We start from the raw sequence: 15,237 nt of genomic DNA, 5'->3' as shown, positions 1-15,237 counted from the left end.
TCTCCTCCATGACCTGCAAACCGCCGTCGATCCGGCCCGCGATCGCACCCTGACCGGCGCGGATCTCCTCCATGACCTGCAAACCGCCGTCGATCCGGCCCGCGATCGCACCCTGACCCGCGCGGATCTCCTCCATGACCTGCAAGCCGCCGTCGATCCGGCCCGCGATCGCACCCTGACCGGCGCGAACCAACTCCTCGAGGCGAGTCTGTCGCGCCTCGGCACCCGCCGTCCACTCCGTGGCCGCCTCCCGCAACCACCCCGCGACCTCCCCGCGTTCGGGAACACGCTCGATCAGCTCATCCAGCCCCGCACGCAACCGGGCCACCGCATCCAGGGTTTCGCGCCACCGGGCCGCCACTTCGGCGCCCCGTACCTCCAGTCGTCCATCCAGCGCGCTCAACAGGGCATGCCCCTCGACCACCACCCGTTCCCAACCCGCCAGCCGCTCCAGGAGCCTCCCGGCTTCGCTGGCCTGCTGATTGGCCAGGCCGGCCAGGCTCTCGGACAACGCGGCGACTTGACGCCCCGACTCCTCCGCCAAACGGATGAGCAACGGTTCCAGCGTGGCGGAAAAGACATCCAGACGTTCGGCCAGACCCACCTCACCGTCAGGGCGGGCCATCCGCTCCACCCTGTCCTTCAACCCACCCAGACCCGAAGCGATCCCGGCGGCGTTCTGCCGCCAGGCGGCCTGAAACTCCCGATCCAGCTCGAAATGCCTCTGGGCGAGGCCGCGTTGCGCCTCCACACCATCGGCGAGACGATCCAATCCCACCGCCCACTCCTGGGAACGTTCGATCTGCTGGGCCGACTGCATATCCAACCGCCGCCCCAGATCGCTCACCCCCTGACCGAGACTTCCGACCCCCCTGGCCAGATCGCCCACGCCACGCTCCAGGGCATCCAATCCGCTTCCCAGACGCTCGAAACCGGCGTTTTCCTGCGTGCGGACCTCCTCGAGCACGCCGAAACGGACCAGCCCCTCGTCCAACCGCGCCTCGATGCGACTCAGCACCGTTCGCAACGCTTCCGCGCTGGTGAGTTGACCGGCCTCGTCACGGCTCCTGTCGGCGCCCAACGTGACCAACCCCGCCCCCATGGCGCTCAATTGGCCTGCCAGAGGAGCCAAATGTCCATCGATCCCGTCCAGGCGGCCATCCAGCCACTCGCGGGTCGCCACCTCCCGCCCGATCCCCTGTTCCAACATCCCCAACTGTCGCCGCGACGCCTCTTCGACCCCGCGCAACAGGCTGGTCATGTCGGTCATCCAGGCGCGCTGCTGGAGCCGGTATTCCGACTCGCGCGCGGAGAGATTCTCGGCGATCCGCTCCATGGTGGCCATGACGCCGCTCAACCCCAGGTTGACCGCCATGATCGCATCCTCGCGTTCGCCGTGCTCGCGGGTCAAAAGCGGCTCCAGACGCTCGATGGCCGCGACGATCCGCTCGACCGATCCGTCCCAGGCGCTGGTGGTGGCAAAAGCCTCCCCGCCACGCTCGATCGCCGGCACGAACAGCCGGTTGAGAAGCCCCTGCAGGGCGATCACCTGGGCGTAACGCCCATGGAGCAGGAACTTTTCGACCACGGTGACCAGGATGGCGGTGATGATGGCGAAAAAGGAGGCGGTGAAGGCGGTCGAGACCCCCATGAAGAGTCCCTGGAGTTCCCGGGACACCTGATCGGCGCCCACCGAGGGGTCGAAGCCGGTCAACCCCATGAGGATGCCGGCAAAGGTGCTGACGATGCCGGCACCGGTGAGGATGCCGGGAAGATGGCGGAAGAACTCGACCCGCATCGGCACATCGACGAGACTTTGCTGGGTGAAAACCAGATCCGCCGGCAGATGGGCCACCCAGACGGTTCGCGCCGGGGCCAGAGTGGATTCCGGCAGGGATTCCGGGGTCAGGGAGCGGGCGAACTCACGCCACAGCCGGGTGAAGCGACCGTAATAAGGCCAGCTCCACGCCGCGGGGTTCTTGTCGCCGCTGGCCACGCGCGCGCGTACCGATCGGGCCACCCAGCCGAGACGCAGCGCATCGACGAAGGCCTGAAGCAGGTAGCCGAAAAGAAAAAGAAACAGAAAACCCGCCACCACGCCGGCCAGGGTGGCGATGATGAGCCCATCCCCCTGTCGTTGCAGCGGGATACTCAGGAACGACGGCAGGGATGCCCACTGGGCCAGGGCCACCACATCCAGCTCGCGAAAGACCCTCAAGCCGACGAGCATGGCGCCCCCGGCCAGAAGCACGGCCCAAACCATGGAAAAGAGCCCTGAAATCAAACGGGATTCACCGTCGCGCATCCTTGTCTCCCTTGTCTAACACTCCAAACCATGCCACGCCCGCAAGGACGTTCCACGCTCGGGAGTGCCACGTTCGGGAGTGCCACGGATAGTCCTGGTGGCTGTCAGGCTCCGATCACTTCGCCGATCTGATCCCAATATTCGGTCGGGAGTTCGGTGGCCAGTTTCAGGGCCCCCTCGGCGCCGGCGAAGTCGGGATCATCGGCCAGGGTGACCCGGATCTGGCCATAATCCCGCAACTGGGATTCGATCATCGGGCCCAGGCCGCGAATGCGCGACCCGCCCCCGGCCAACAACAAATTGGCAAGGGCCAGGGATTGGCTTTCGGGGTCGAACTGGAGCAGCATGCGCTTGATCCCCTCCACCATGTCGGCGACGATGGTTTCGCAGGTGATGCGCAGCGGTTCGGTGACATCCACGTCCGCCGGTTTGCCCTGGATGCGCAGCGGCACCATCACCCGTTGTTGCGTTTCGCCCACGAAGCCGTGGCGCTCCTTGATTCCCTGGGCCAGATAGCGATCCACCTGCACGCCGGGATTGGCGTCGCGAATGGCGGTTTCGAGCAGGGCGTCGATGTAGTTGCCACCCTTCAAGATGCTCATCTGGCTCTCGGGACCGGGCACGGTGCCGCGCATGGCGCAGATGTCGATGGTGCCGGCGCCCACGTCCAGGATGATGGCGTTGTTGAGGCGGTTCTGACCGTAGGCCACCATGAACGGTTCGGAGACCACCATGGCGACATCCATGAACTCCTTGGCGATCTTGAGAAGTTGGCTCTTGTCCGCACCCGAGGCCCTGGCCGGGACGCCGATGATGCCGCAGATGCGCTCGCCGGTTTTGGGTTGGGCCAGTTCCACGACGTGTTGCAGGATCTCATGGGCCGCGTCGAGATCCTTTTCGCTGGCCTCCTTGAGCACGCCATCCTGCAACGGGTGGTAAAGATCCAGGATGGCCCGTTTTTCGATCGCCTCCACGCCGATGACCTGGGTGCGGTTGAGGATCTTCACCCCGATGATGTCCTTGGGAAAGCCCACGACCGTATGGACCAGTGCCCTGAACTGGCGATTGCTCATGACCGCGGTGCGCGCCGTTCCCAAATCGATGCCCAACAGTAAGACGCCTTCGGTCTTTTTGATCGTCATGACTTCCTCCAGGGGATAATTTCCTTGGCCCATAAATAATCGGCTCGAAAGTGACTATAAACGATCCCGAGCCACACCTCAATCCGTTTTAAGGAAGTGTGATCGCGGTCTGGTAATGGACCCGCGACAGATAGAGACCGTGGGCCGGCGCCATGGGACCGGCGGCCCGACGGTCGAGTCCGGCGAACACCGTCGCGAACCGCTCCTCGGACCACTTGCCACGTCCGGTCAGAACCAGGGTTCCGACGATGTTGCGCACCATGTGGTAGAGAAACGCGTTGGCGCGGATGACGAAATGGATCTCCTCGCCCATTGGGATCCATTCCGCCCCATGCACCTCGCGCACCGGGGTCAGGGATTGGCAGTTGGCGGAACGGAACGCCGAGAAGTCATGCTTTCCCACCAGGCAACGCGCGGCACGGTTCATCGCGTCGAGATCCAGGGCGCCGGGATGGTGCCAGACCCGATCGCGCTCCAGTGCCGAGGCGGCGCGACGCGGCAGGACACGATAGAGGTATTCGCGCCAGGCGGCTCTCCGGGCGTTGAAAACGGAGGGGACCAGGGCCGCATCCAGGATCGTCACCTCGGGCGGGGTCAAGACGTTGAGCGCCCGACGGAACACCTCGGGTTCGCGGGGTTTGAGCGTATCGAAGTGGGCCACCTGACCCAGGGCATGCACCCCGGTATCGGTGCGACCCGCCCCCACGAGCAGCACCGGATGGCCGCAGAGGCGAGTCAACGCCTCCTCGACCACCCCCTGCACGGTCCTGGTTCCCGGTTCCTGGCGTTGCCAGCCGAAAAAACGGCCCCCGTCGTACTCCAGGGTCAACCGATAGCGGGTCGCCCCGGGCCATGCGGAACTCACGCCTCGTCCGTCCCCTCGGCGGCGGCACCCTTGACGGGACGATCCTTCTTGGGTGGTTTGCCCAGCGCCGGGCGGTAGATCTCCACCCGATCCCCAGCGGACAAAGCATGTTCCAAAGGCACGATCTTGCTGAAAATCCCGATTTTGTTCACCCCCAGGTCGAGTTTGGGAAAACGAACCAGGACGCCGGATTGACGGATCGCCGCCTCGGCGGTGGTCCCATCGTCCACATCCAGGTTGAACACCACCTGACGTTGATCCTCGGCATAGGCCACGGCTACTTTCATCAGTCTTCTCCTCGTTGATTATCCTTGCAATCGCGACTTGACGAAACCCATTCTGACAAGAATACCCACATTGACGCCTTTCTTTCAACCAACAATGCCGATATAATTTCCTTTTCTACCCTCCCCTCCCGTTCCATATCGACGATCGGAATGGATTCACGCAAGGAGCGCAAGTTCGCGTATGAAGATTTATTCCCTGTACAACATCAAGGGCGGCGTGGGCAAAACCACCACCGCCGTCAATCTGGCCTACCTCTCCGCGTCCGAAGGGGCCCGAACCCTGATCTGGGATCTGGATCCCCAGGGTAGCACCAGTTTCTATCTGTGCGTGAAACCGTCGGTGAAAGGGGGCGCCAAGGAGATCCTCGGCGGTCATCCCGACGTAAAATCCTCCCTGCGCATGACCGGATTCCCGAATCTCGATCTGCTGCCTGCGGACCTCTCCTACCGGCACATGGAGGCGCAGATCGATCAGCGTTCCAAACCTCTCACCGCCTTCCACAAACTGATGAAAAGCCTCGAGTCGCATTATGACCACGTTTTCATCGACTGCCCGCCGGGCATGGGCATCCTGGCCGAAAACGTCTTTCACATCTCCAACCTTCTGGTGGTGCCTCTGATCCCCACCCCGTTGTCGCTGCGCGCCTACAACAGCCTGGTGCAGTTTCTGGTCAAGCGGCGCGCCAACCGGTTGCACGTTCTGCCGTTCTTCAACATGATCAACGAGCACAAGCCGATCCACCGGGTGGTGACCCGCAACGTCTTCGGCAAGCATCCGATCTTTCTGCAATCGATCATCCCCGAGTCCAACATCATCGAGGCCATGGGGGTGAAACGGTCGCCGCTCTTCTCCTACGCCCGTGACAGCCAGGAGGCCAACGCCTACCGGAGCCTTTGGAACGAAATCAAGCAGCGTGAAGCGCGGCGGACCGCCCAGGCTCACAAGGGATCACCCGCTTCCTGAATTGGAACCTCCGACGGGCTTGCCTTGCAATCTTCTATTGGGAAGGTTGGACCAAACATGAACATCTCATCCCATCCGGTGCATGAACCCCATGCCCACCACTCCCTGGGGCTTTTGCACGGACTGGCCACGATCGCCGCCTTCCTGACCGGTCGCAAGGTGGCGAAAAAATCCCAGGAGACCTGGAACCACTGGGTCTTTCTGCGACTGCACGGCTTCGAGGTGCGCATCGCCGGTCCCGGCGTGCCCACCGATCCGGCCACCCTCGTCGATTGGCAACCCGCGGCAGGCGAAATCGCCACCCTGGAGTTTCATCCCACCAGCATGGACGAGGCCGAAGAGACCGGACCGGTGAGTCCGGGACCGCACCTCTCCGAGGGGGCTGAAGAGCTTCTGGCCCGGTTGGGACCGATCCTGGCCTCGGACGAAATCCGCTGGGTGCCCGAAAAGGAAGATCCCAACCCCTCCGGTGTCCCGGAGTTGTTGGCCAAACGGTTCGTCGCCGAAAAGGTGATCCGGGATTTCGACCTGACCGAACGTCTCTTTCGTCAGGCCGTGGAACTGGAACCCAACAACGGCGAACTGTTGGGCAAGTTCGCCCTCTTCATGCACGAGGTCAAGCGCGACTCCGCCCAGGCCGAGGCCCTCTATCGCCACGCCATCGGGGTCGATCCGAACCAGGCCACCAATCTGGCCAACTTCGCCGCATTCCTCCACGATGCGCGGCGCGCGCCGGACGAAGCGGAAACATACTACCGCCAAGCCTTGAAACTCGAACCCCACAATGCCATCCACATGGGCAATCTGGGGCTCTTTTTGCACGAAATCCGCGGGGATGAGAACAAAGCGGACGCGATGTTCCGCCGCGCCCTGCGCGCCGACGAACAGGATGCCTCGGTGCTGGCCAACTACGCCTTTTTCCTTCACGACACCCGGAGGGATGACGATCTGGCCGAGAATCTCTACCGGCGCGCCCTGACCCTGGATGGACAGGATGCCAACAGTCTGGGCAACTTCGCCCTGTTCCTGAAAAACGTGCGGCACGACCACAACGCGGCGGAAAAATATTTCCGCGCGGCGCTGGAAATCGATCCCAACCACGCGGCGCACCTGGGCAACTTCGCCCTGTTCATGAAAAACATTCGCCACGACTACGACGCCGCCGAAGAGTATTATCATCGCGCCCTGGATGCCGATCCGCACGATTCAAATCATCTGGGCAATTTTGCCTTGTTCATGAAGAATCTGCGCCGCAACCACGAGGCTGCCGAGGATCTCTTCCGCCGTTCGTTGGATGTCGATCCGAACAACATTCACCGGTTGAGCAATTTCGTGCAGTTGTTGCTCTGTCAGGGACGACACGCCGAAGCCCTGCCCCTGCTGGAGAGGGCCATCACCCTGCTTGGCGATACCAACCCGGTCCTCTCTCTTGAACTTTGGTTCTATGTTCTGGCCCACGATCCCAAGCGTTTCGACACTGCCCTGGGGCGGGTGAAGAAGCTTTTGTTGGCCGGTGCCCGTTCGCCGGGATGGGATTTGCGCTGCAACTGCCAACGGGCGGTCAAGGATGGTCATGCCCAGCCGGAGTTGCTTGTCACTCTGGCCGAGATCATCAGCGGCGAGGTTGAGAGCGATGCCTTGAACGAATTTCCGATCTGGAATCGTGTTCTGCCGGCCTGAGGATGGATGGTTGAATCGTTGCGAGGACCGGGGGCCGAAGGTCCCGGCAAAAATCGTTTGCGGGGAACCGGGGGCCGAAGGTCCCCGGCGGAGGTTCGTGAGAAGAGCGCGCTCAAGTCAAAAGCAACGTCCCAAGGGCTTTGCCCTTGGATCCCAGCAGGGGGATAATCCCCCTGGACCCTTGATAACAGAACGACGCATCCCGTGATGGATTCGGTTTATCTTCCATCCTTTCATTTTTTTGCAAAACATCAAACGAAACCATCGCCAGAACAGACTGCCAGAGGCGGATTGATCCCGCATCACACATTGAACCGAAAATGCATCACATCCCCATCCACCACCAGATAGTCCCGCCCCTCGACCCGCAACAATCCACGCTCCTTGGCACCCTGTTCACCACCGGCACTCATGTAGTCCTGATAGGCGATCACCTCGGCACGAATGAAACCACGCTGAAAGTCCGAATGGATCGCGCCCGCCGCATCGTAGGCGGTTGACCCCTGCGGAATGGTCCAGGCACGGGTTTCCTGCGGCCCGGCGGTGAAATAGGTCATCAGCCCCAACAGATGATAGGCGGAACGGACCATACGGTCCAACCCGGACTCCTCCAAACCCAGATCGTCCAGAAAAGCACGGGTTTCCTCGGGATTCAACTCGGCGATCTCGGATTCGATCTTGCCACAGATCGCCACCACACCAGCCCCCTCGGCAGCGGCAATGGCACGCACCGCATCCACCAGCGGATGGTTTCCGGGTTCCTGGGCCGTTGCCACCTCGGTATCCGCGACGTTGCACACATACATCACCGGCTTGGCGGTGAGCAGAAACAGATCCCGGATCGACAGTTTCTCCGGCTCGGTCAGCTTTTGACGCCGCACCGGAATACCGTTGTCCAGTCCGGCCATGAGAGATTCGTACAAAGTGACCAGATCCTTGGACTCCTTGTCGCCGAATCGGGCTTTCTGCACGATGCTCTTGTGACGTTTCTCCAAGCTGGCCATGTCGGCGAGCATCAACTCGGTGTCGATGATGTCGATGTCACGGGCCGGATCCACCTTGTCGTGCACATGAGTGATGTCGTCATCGACGAAACAACGCACCACATGGGCCACGGCCTCCACCTGACGGATATGGCCGAGGAACTGATTGCCCAACCCCTCCCCCTTGCTCGCGCCACGCACCAGACCGGCGATGTCCAGAAATTCCATCACCGCCGGAAGCTTTCGCTTGGGACGTATCAGGGCGGTCAGGGCATCCAGACGCGGATCGTTCACCGCCACGGTGCCCTGATTGGGCTCGATGGTGCAGAACGGATAGTTGGCCATTTCGGCGCCAGCGGCGGTCAAGGCATTGAAAATGGTTGACTTGCCCACGTTGGGCAGTCCCACGATGCCACATCTCACGGCCATGGGGAGTCCTTTTTACCTGGGGGTGCGGGAAGTTGGGAAAGGTTGTAGCGGTTCATCGCCCCAGCGAGATCGCCGTTCAGAATCAACGGCAGGACCGGGGGCAGGTAGGTCAACATGTGGTCACGCAAGGGATGTTCGCCGGGCGGAAAGCCGGCCAGAACGAATTGGGCGGTATCCACACCCGAAGGGGGACGCCCGACGCCCAGACGAATGCGGGTGAAATCCGGGGAGCCCAGATGCTGTTGGATCGACTTGAGGCCGTTGTGTCCGCCGTTGCCGCCGCCGGTCTTCATGCGCACCTTGCCGCAGGCCAGATCCACGTCGTCGTGCAGCACGATGATATCCTCCGGGGTGAGGCGGTAGAAACGGGACAGCGCGCCCACCGCCTCACCGGAGAGATTCATGTAGGTTTCGGGGATCAGCCAGAACACCCGCTCCCCATCGATGCGCCCATCCCCGAACTGCCCGCCGAACCGCTTGCCCCCGGAGGGGAACTGGAAATGACGGATCATTTCGAGGAGCAGATCCTGCCCCAGGTTGTGGCGCGTCCGGGCGTAGGTCGCGCCGGGATTGCCCAGCCCCACCAACAGCTTCACGTTCGCACCCCCGAGCGCCTCCGGGATTCACCAAACCGGCACGATGGGGATTTTTTCCCCATCTCCCACCCGCGGGGCCCCGATCCGAAGCCCCACGGAGTATGCATCCAGGCGCTCAGCCGGCGACCGCGTTCTCGGCTGCTTCGCCGTGGACACCCACCACCGTGACCACGGTGAAGTTGTCCTCGGCGTTGATGTGCACGCCCTCGGGCAGTTGCAGATCACGCACATGGATGGCATCGCCGATTTCCAGTTTGGCCACGGAGACCTCCAGGAAGTTCGGGAGATCGTCGGCGCGGCACTGCACCTCGACCTCTTTCTGGATCAAATCCAGCATGCCGCCGGCTTTGAGTCCCACGCAGATCTCCTCATCCTTGACGCGAATCGGAACCTCGACCTGAATGATCTGGTTGGGATCGAAGCGCATGAAATCCACATGCTCCGGCATGCCGGAAAGCGGATGGATCTGATAGTCGCGCAGCAGGACCGCGACGCGAACGTCGCCATCGATCACCATGTCCTGACGGTGGGTGCGCAGACCGGAGCCCTCGGTCTCGAGGAGCTTGAGCAACTCCTTCCGGTCCAGGGAGAGATTCCGATTCTGCCGCGTTCCGCCGTAGAGAACCGCGGGAACACGGGCTTGGCGGCGCAAGAAGCGTGAAGCCCCCTTGCCGAGACCTTCACGGGTTTGTGCCTGAATGATCGCCATGGTTGAAACTCCCAAGAAAAGATGATCCAATCGAAACAGTATGCAAAAAAATCACACGAAGAGCGAACTGACCGACTCCTCGTCACAAATGCGTCGAATTGCCTCGCCGAGCAGGGGTGCCACGCTGCGCACCTCGATTTTCGGGCAGGACAGGGCCTCGGGGGACAACTGGATCGTATCGGTGACCAGCAGGCGGGCGAGCACCGAGGATTGGATCCGTTGCACCGCCGCACCCGACAACACGCCATGGGAACAGACGGCAGAGACCGACAGGGCGCCGTGGGCGAGGAGCGCCTCGGCGGCCTTGATCATGGTGCCGGCGGTATCCACCATGTCATCGACGATGATGCAGTGTTTGTTTTCCACCTCACCGATGATGTGGTGGATTTCGGCCACGTTGGGCGCCGGACGCCGTTTGTCGATGATGGCCAGATCGACGTGCAACCGTTTGGCGTAGGAGCGGGCCCGCACCACGCCACCGATATCCGGGGAGATGACCACCGCATCCTCGATCCCCCACTTGCGCACCGCAGCGAGCAGCACGGGGGTGGCGTAGAGGTTGTCCACCGGCATGTTGAAGAAGCCCTGGATCTGTCCGGCGTGGAGATCGAGGGTCAGGACGCGCTTGACGCCCGAGGCGTGCAGCAGATCGGCCACCAGTTTGGCGGTGATCGGGGTGCGTCCGGCCTCCTTGCGATCCTGGCGCGCATACCCATAATAGGGGATCACTGCGGTGATCCGTCCCGCCGAGGCGCGATGCAGGGCATCGACCATGATCAGGAGTTCCATGAGATGATCGTTGGCCGGATTCGAGGTGGGCTGCACCACGAAAACGTCGCGCCCCCGGACGTTCTCGTCGATCTGGATGAAGATCTCGCCATCCGCGAACCGCCGGACCGTGGCATTGGCCATGGGCACCGAGAGGTATTCGGCGATGCGGCGTCCCAACTCAAGGTTGGCGGTGCCGGAGAAGATGCGCATTTTTTCGATGGTCATGGGCCAGACAATCCGCGTCTTTTGGAGGGAACGGAAGGATCGAAGGCCATCCGCCCGAGCCGGTCAGCCATTCCCGCCTTCAAGGGATCCACAAATCAGCAGATAATTATAGCGACCAGCCTCCACCGATGCAACCTCTTGTGTCGAATCCCCTGAAAATGCCTGACCGCGCTCAAGCCGGCTCACGCCGCCACGCGCGGCGCAAACCGGTCATCCAACCCGCGACAAGGCCACCATACCCACGCCAGGCAGACACGACAGGCCAGTCTGGCAACCAAAACGTCGTCAGGATTGCAGGATCTCCCCCTCGATCCAGCCCCCATCCGATTCGTGCCGCCCCTCCCCATCCATGACCTTGAACAGCATCCCATACGAAACCCGCCACCGCTCTCCGGTTCGGGTCACGACGGTGGCGGTCTTGGGGTTGAGTTGGACAAGGGTGCCATAGACCTCGCGGTTCTGACGATCGCGATACCCGACCGCATCGCCGACCTTGAATTGATTCTTGTCCAGTTTTTCGGCTCCGGACCCGGCATGAATGTCGGTGTCCGCGCCCGCCAGATTGACCATATACAAGGGCAGGCGCCATTTTTTGCCCATCTCCTTGTCGCGCACATGAACATTGGTGCGTTGCACCTCTTCCACGACGGCCTCGGTCAGACGATTCTGACGACCGTCGAAATAGGTGATCGTCATGCCGGGTTGCATGCGTTGCCGGACCCGTTGCAACCGGTCGGGCTGATCGAGCATGTTGTCGATCCCGACCCGCAGACGGTACAGATCGAAGAGACTGGCCTGTTGCAACGCTTGCAGAATCGATGAATAGTCCATGATTGGATCACCCCGGTCCGTTCAACGACCCAGAACTCCGCACGGAAATCGCCTCCGAACTGTCAGGCGGACTCAAACACGGCCCGACGATCCCCCTAAACGCGCCCGCCCCCAAACAAAAAGAGCCACCTTGCGGGCGGCTCTCAATGTTTGAAATCATGGTGGGTCGTGTAGGATTCGAACCTACGGCCCGCTGATTAAGAGTCAGCTGCTCTACCAACTGAGCTAACGACCCATGATGCACTTATCGCGCGCAATCAATCCGCATATATTATTGAAGAACGCGGATCCGGTCAAGAAAAAAAACACAACCCCGCGCCACCCACGGTTCAATTCCGTCCACCCGGCGGAACTCCCGTGCCGCACGCCCCTCGCGACCGGCGCGACAGGCGGAACCGGTCGATCAGAACGTTGCACCAGGCACCCCTCGCGACCGACGCGACCAGGCGGAACCGGTCGATCAGAACAACGTGCTGGAGAGATAGCGATCCCCGCGATCCGGCAGAACGACCACGATCATCCCCGGTTCGGTCAACTCCCCGGCCAGACGCAACGCCGCCGCCACCGCCCCACCCGCCGAATGGCCGGCAAAGATCCCCTCCTCCCGCGCCAGACGGTGGGTCGTCTCCTTGGCCTCCTCCTCGTTGACATCCAGAATCCGGTCCACCCGCTCGGGCTGGAAGATCTTCGGCAGATACGCCTTGGGCCAGCGACGAATGCCGGGAATGCGCGATTCGGCATCCGGTTGCACGCCGATGATTCGCACCCCTGGATTGCGCTCCTTCAAGGCGCGCGACACCCCCATGATCGTGCCGGTGGTGCCCATCGCACTGACGAAATGGGTTACCCGTCCGTCGGTTTGCGCCCAGATCTCCGGTCCGGTGGTACGGTAATGGGCCCGCCAGTTGTCGTCGTTGGAGAACTGATCGAACATCAACCCCTCACCCGCCGCCACCATCTCCCGCGCCCGGTCGATGGACCCCTCCATGCTTCCCGCCTCGGAGGTCAACTCCAGATCGGCGCCGAAGGCCTTCATGATCGCCCGACGCTCCAGGGTCATGTTTTCCGGCATCACCAGGGTGATCTTGTACCCCTTGCGCGCCGCGATCATCGCCAACGCGATGCCGGTGTTGCCGCTGGTCGGCTCGATGATGCGCGCGCCGGGTTTCAGGAGCCCCCGCTCCTCGGCGCCGTTGAACAGACTCAAGGCGGCCCGATCCTTCACCGAACCGGCGGGATTGGTCCCCTCCAGCTTCACCAGAATCCGCGTGCCCGCGAAAGAGGCGGTCATGCGGGTCAAATCCACCAGCGGCGTATGGCCGACACACGCTTCCAACGTGATCATCCTCTCCCCCCTTCGTTACATGCGCGTCCAAGGATCCTGACGGAAATAGCTTTTCAAAAGTTCGTACACCTCCGGATACCCCTCCTTGAGATCCTCCGGCGCCACGAAAAAGGTTTCACACGCCACGGCAAAAAATTCGGCGGGCGCCTCAAGCGCATAAGGATCCAGAAAGGTCTCCTCGCGCCGCTTCTCGGCCTCCTCCAGACGCGCGAACGCCTCGGAAAAAACCCGGATCCACCGCGAGGGGGCGATCCCGGACGGCAGTGCCGGCATGCCGTCAAAACCACCATTGCCGTGATCGAGCTGATGGCACATCTCGTGGATCACCACGTTCATGGCGTAATCCCATTCACCGGCCAGATCGCGTTCCAGATCGCGCCACGACACCAGCACCGGACCATGCGGCCACGCCTCGCCCACTCGCGGTCCGATGGGATGGACCACGCCAGCCTCGTCCGTTTCGGAACGACGCGGCACGAAGGTGCGCGGATAGACGATCAGGGTTTGCCAGGTATCGTAGGGATCGAGTCCCAACGCCAACACCGGCAGACAGGCCACGGCGGCCAGCAACAGACGCTCTTTCTCGTCCAGTCGCGCGCCCTGGGCCAGGTCGAGCCGCTTCTCATGCAAAAAGATCTCCGCGAGCCCACGCAACGTCATCTGTTGCGACGCATCCAGCCCCGCGAACAGCGGATAGCGTTCCAGGATCCCTCGCCATGTCGTCGAATCCGACGACATGGCGGACAGAATCCGCCGACGTCGAAAGGTGCGAAAGAGTCGGATCAGGGTCGGATCACTGTTTCAAGGCTTTGATCAGACACCCCTGGGCCACGCAGCTCAACGGATCGCCGGCATAACGGACCTCGGAAAGCTCCAGGGGCCAGGCCACCTCCTCCACCTGGGAGCGGATGTAGTCCAGGAAACCACCGGCCAGCGAGGTGCCGCCGGAAATGATCATCGGAATGCGATTCGGGAAGCCGAGATCCAGGTCGCGACGGTCCAGCTCCTGCAAGGCGCTCTTGACCACGTACTGGATGAGATTCTTGTAGTAGAAGCCCAGCGCCTCGCGCACCTTGCGTTCCTTCTTGCGCCCCATGTCGAAGCGGTCCAGATGGAAATCCTTCTCCTTGATGGCCACCACCCGGTTGGGAATGGTGCCCACGGCCATGGCCACGTTGTCGTCGATCCAGTCGCCACCGCGACCCAGGGCGAACTCGAGCACCGGAATCGACTTGTAGACCACCGCGACGTTGGTCAGCCCCGCGCCGAAGGAGATGCTGATGCCGGAGAAGTCCGAATCCGCGCACTCGGCGTAGATGATCGCCGTGGCCTCGTTGAGGGGTTCGGCCTCGAAGCCGATATCGTTGATGATCCGCCCGAGGATGTTGCGGTGATAGAGCACGTTGGACTTGGAGTTGATCGGATCGCCGGGCACCGAATAGACGCATTTGCCCGGCTTGCCCCCTGGCTCAAGAGCGAGAAGCTCCCGAATCATCACCGCCAGGATGTCGGTGGAGTTGATATCCTCCGGGCTGATCATCCCCTTTTGCATCGAGCGGCTCAGACGGTAACCGAAGATGTTGGCGAAGTTATAGGCGTCGTGGGAGAGGATGAACACCCCGTCGTCAATGCGGGCGTGGCTGATCTTGGAGAGATCCATCCCCTCGATGTGGACATCCTCGACGGTCAGGAAGACGTTGCGCAGGCTGGCGATTTCGATCTTGCCCAGGGCGTTGGCGCGGGCGCACACCAGGTTCATGGTGCCCACATCCAGACCCAGATGGGTCGGTGCGACACGCATCGGAGCCACGGGCCGGGCCGGTTGCGGGGTCTGGGCTGGAGCCGGTGGCGGGGCGGCGCTGGCGACGGATTGCGGGGCGGCGGGCTGGACGGGTTGCGCGACCGGTTGGATCGCGGACGCCATCGTTTCGGAAGTGCTCATGCGCGGAGATTCCTTGGAATGGGATTGGATGATCAGGACACTCATGAAAGGTACCGTGTGTTTTCCGCGAAGGGGTGCCACGGGTGGAAGGGGTCGGGGTGCAATCCCCAATTTGGACGGTATATCAACGTTTCGATAAAGTCAACCCATCGCCCGGCAGCGA

General features: G+C 62.1%; 14 protein-coding genes and 1 tRNA gene. 2 read left to right on the top strand and 13 right to left on the bottom strand.

Annotation, left to right across the window (positions count from 1 at the left end):
• From ACV4UY_RS06650 to ACV4UY_RS06635, 4 genes are all read right to left on the bottom strand, one after another.
• Nucleotides 1-2,305, bottom strand: a 2,305-nt coding sequence (locus ACV4UY_RS06650) for a hypothetical protein (protein WP_491606830.1), incomplete at its 3' end; no start/stop codon positions are given.
• A 104-nt stretch (nucleotides 2,306-2,409) separates the two neighbouring features.
• Nucleotides 2,410-3,447 (bottom strand): MamK family actin-like protein, encoded by a 1,038-nt coding sequence (gene mamK / locus ACV4UY_RS06645; protein ID WP_491606829.1) that lies wholly within the window; start codon nucleotides 3,445-3,447, stop codon nucleotides 2,410-2,412.
• An 88-nt stretch (nucleotides 3,448-3,535) separates the two neighbouring features.
• Nucleotides 3,536-4,312, bottom strand: a complete 777-nt coding sequence (gene truA / locus ACV4UY_RS06640) for a tRNA pseudouridine(38-40) synthase TruA (protein WP_491606828.1) — start codon at nucleotides 4,310-4,312, stop codon at nucleotides 3,536-3,538.
• Nucleotides 4,309-4,599 (bottom strand): RnfH family protein, encoded by a 291-nt coding sequence (locus ACV4UY_RS06635; RefSeq protein WP_491606827.1) that lies wholly within the window; start codon nucleotides 4,597-4,599, stop codon nucleotides 4,309-4,311. Before ACV4UY_RS06635 ends, truA begins: the two co-directional genes overlap by 4 nt.
• Nucleotides 4,600-4,780: 181 nt before the next feature.
• On the opposite strand from ACV4UY_RS06635, the gene ACV4UY_RS06630 reads away from it, so the two are divergent.
• The gene (locus ACV4UY_RS06630; protein WP_491606826.1) at nucleotides 4,781-5,563 is read left to right on the top strand and encodes a ParA family protein; all 783 of its coding nucleotides are present in this window, start codon (nucleotides 4,781-4,783) and stop codon (nucleotides 5,561-5,563) included.
• Between the two features lie 57 nt (nucleotides 5,564-5,620).
• On the top strand, nucleotides 5,621-7,243 hold the full coding sequence (locus ACV4UY_RS06625; protein ID WP_491606825.1) for a tetratricopeptide repeat protein: 1,623 nt from the start codon (nucleotides 5,621-5,623) through the stop codon (nucleotides 7,241-7,243).
• Nucleotides 7,244-7,545: 302 nt separating this feature from the next.
• On the opposite strand, the gene ychF is transcribed toward ACV4UY_RS06625, so the two are convergent.
• From ychF to ACV4UY_RS06580, 9 genes are all read right to left on the bottom strand, one after another.
• Entirely contained in the window at nucleotides 7,546-8,655 is a 1,110-nt protein-coding gene (gene ychF, locus ACV4UY_RS06620; protein ID WP_491606824.1) for a redox-regulated ATPase YchF, read from the bottom strand.
• On the bottom strand, nucleotides 8,646-9,251 hold the full coding sequence (gene pth, locus ACV4UY_RS06615) for an aminoacyl-tRNA hydrolase (protein WP_491606823.1): 606 nt from the start codon (nucleotides 9,249-9,251) through the stop codon (nucleotides 8,646-8,648). The genes ychF and pth overlap by 10 nt, the downstream gene beginning before the upstream one ends.
• Nucleotides 9,252-9,366: 115 nt before the next feature.
• Nucleotides 9,367-9,960, bottom strand: coding sequence for a 50S ribosomal protein L25/general stress protein Ctc (locus ACV4UY_RS06610; protein WP_491606822.1), 594 nt, complete (start codon nucleotides 9,958-9,960; stop codon nucleotides 9,367-9,369).
• A 51-nt stretch (nucleotides 9,961-10,011) separates the two neighbouring features.
• On the bottom strand, nucleotides 10,012-10,950 hold the full coding sequence (locus ACV4UY_RS06605; RefSeq protein ID WP_491606855.1) for a ribose-phosphate pyrophosphokinase: 939 nt from the start codon (nucleotides 10,948-10,950) through the stop codon (nucleotides 10,012-10,014).
• A 291-nt stretch (nucleotides 10,951-11,241) separates the two neighbouring features.
• The gene (locus tag ACV4UY_RS06600) at nucleotides 11,242-11,787 is read right to left on the bottom strand and encodes a hypothetical protein (protein ID WP_491606821.1); all 546 of its coding nucleotides are present in this window, start codon (nucleotides 11,785-11,787) and stop codon (nucleotides 11,242-11,244) included.
• Between the two features lie 159 nt (nucleotides 11,788-11,946).
• Nucleotides 11,947-12,022, bottom strand: a tRNA-Lys gene (locus ACV4UY_RS06595).
• Nucleotides 12,023-12,247: 225 nt separating this feature from the next.
• Nucleotides 12,248-13,132, bottom strand: a complete 885-nt coding sequence (cysM, locus tag ACV4UY_RS06590; protein ID WP_491606820.1) for a cysteine synthase CysM — start codon at nucleotides 13,130-13,132, stop codon at nucleotides 12,248-12,250.
• Between the two features lie 15 nt (nucleotides 13,133-13,147).
• On the bottom strand, nucleotides 13,148-13,915 hold the full coding sequence (locus tag ACV4UY_RS06585) for a M90 family metallopeptidase (protein WP_491606854.1): 768 nt from the start codon (nucleotides 13,913-13,915) through the stop codon (nucleotides 13,148-13,150).
• Between the two features lie 10 nt (nucleotides 13,916-13,925).
• Nucleotides 13,926-15,074: a disk-shape morphogenesis protein volactin gene (locus ACV4UY_RS06580; RefSeq protein ID WP_491606819.1), complete on the bottom strand. Its 1,149-nt coding sequence runs from the start codon at nucleotides 15,072-15,074 to the stop codon at nucleotides 13,926-13,928.
• Nucleotides 15,075-15,237 lie beyond the last annotated feature (163 nt).

The organism is Candidatus Magnetaquiglobus sp. (genome assembly GCF_058402785.1).
This window is presented reverse-complemented; position numbering and strand designations above follow the sequence as displayed.

Excerpts from the sequence above, each read along its gene's own strand:
- ACV4UY_RS06630 (WP_491606826.1), top strand. The coding sequence starts at position 4,781 with ATGAAGATTTATTCCCTGTACAACATCAAGGGCGGCGTGGGCAAAACC.
- mamK (WP_491606829.1), bottom strand. The coding sequence starts at position 3,447 with ATGACGATCAAAAAGACCGAAGGCGTCTTACTGTTGGGCATCGATTTG.
- ACV4UY_RS06600 (WP_491606821.1), bottom strand. The coding sequence starts at position 11,787 with ATGGACTATTCATCGATTCTGCAAGCGTTGCAACAGGCCAGTCTCTTC.
- ychF (WP_491606824.1), bottom strand. The coding sequence starts at position 8,655 with ATGGCCGTGAGATGTGGCATCGTGGGACTGCCCAACGTGGGCAAGTCA.
- cysM (WP_491606820.1), bottom strand. The coding sequence starts at position 13,132 with ATGATCACGTTGGAAGCGTGTGTCGGCCATACGCCGCTGGTGGATTTG.
- ACV4UY_RS06635 (WP_491606827.1), bottom strand. The coding sequence starts at position 4,599 with ATGAAAGTAGCCGTGGCCTATGCCGAGGATCAACGTCAGGTGGTGTTC.
- ACV4UY_RS06610 (WP_491606822.1), bottom strand. The coding sequence starts at position 9,960 with ATGGCGATCATTCAGGCACAAACCCGTGAAGGTCTCGGCAAGGGGGCT.
- ACV4UY_RS06580 (WP_491606819.1), bottom strand. The coding sequence starts at position 15,074 with ATGAGCACTTCCGAAACGATGGCGTCCGCGATCCAACCGGTCGCGCAA.
- ACV4UY_RS06625 (WP_491606825.1), top strand. The coding sequence starts at position 5,621 with ATGAACATCTCATCCCATCCGGTGCATGAACCCCATGCCCACCACTCC.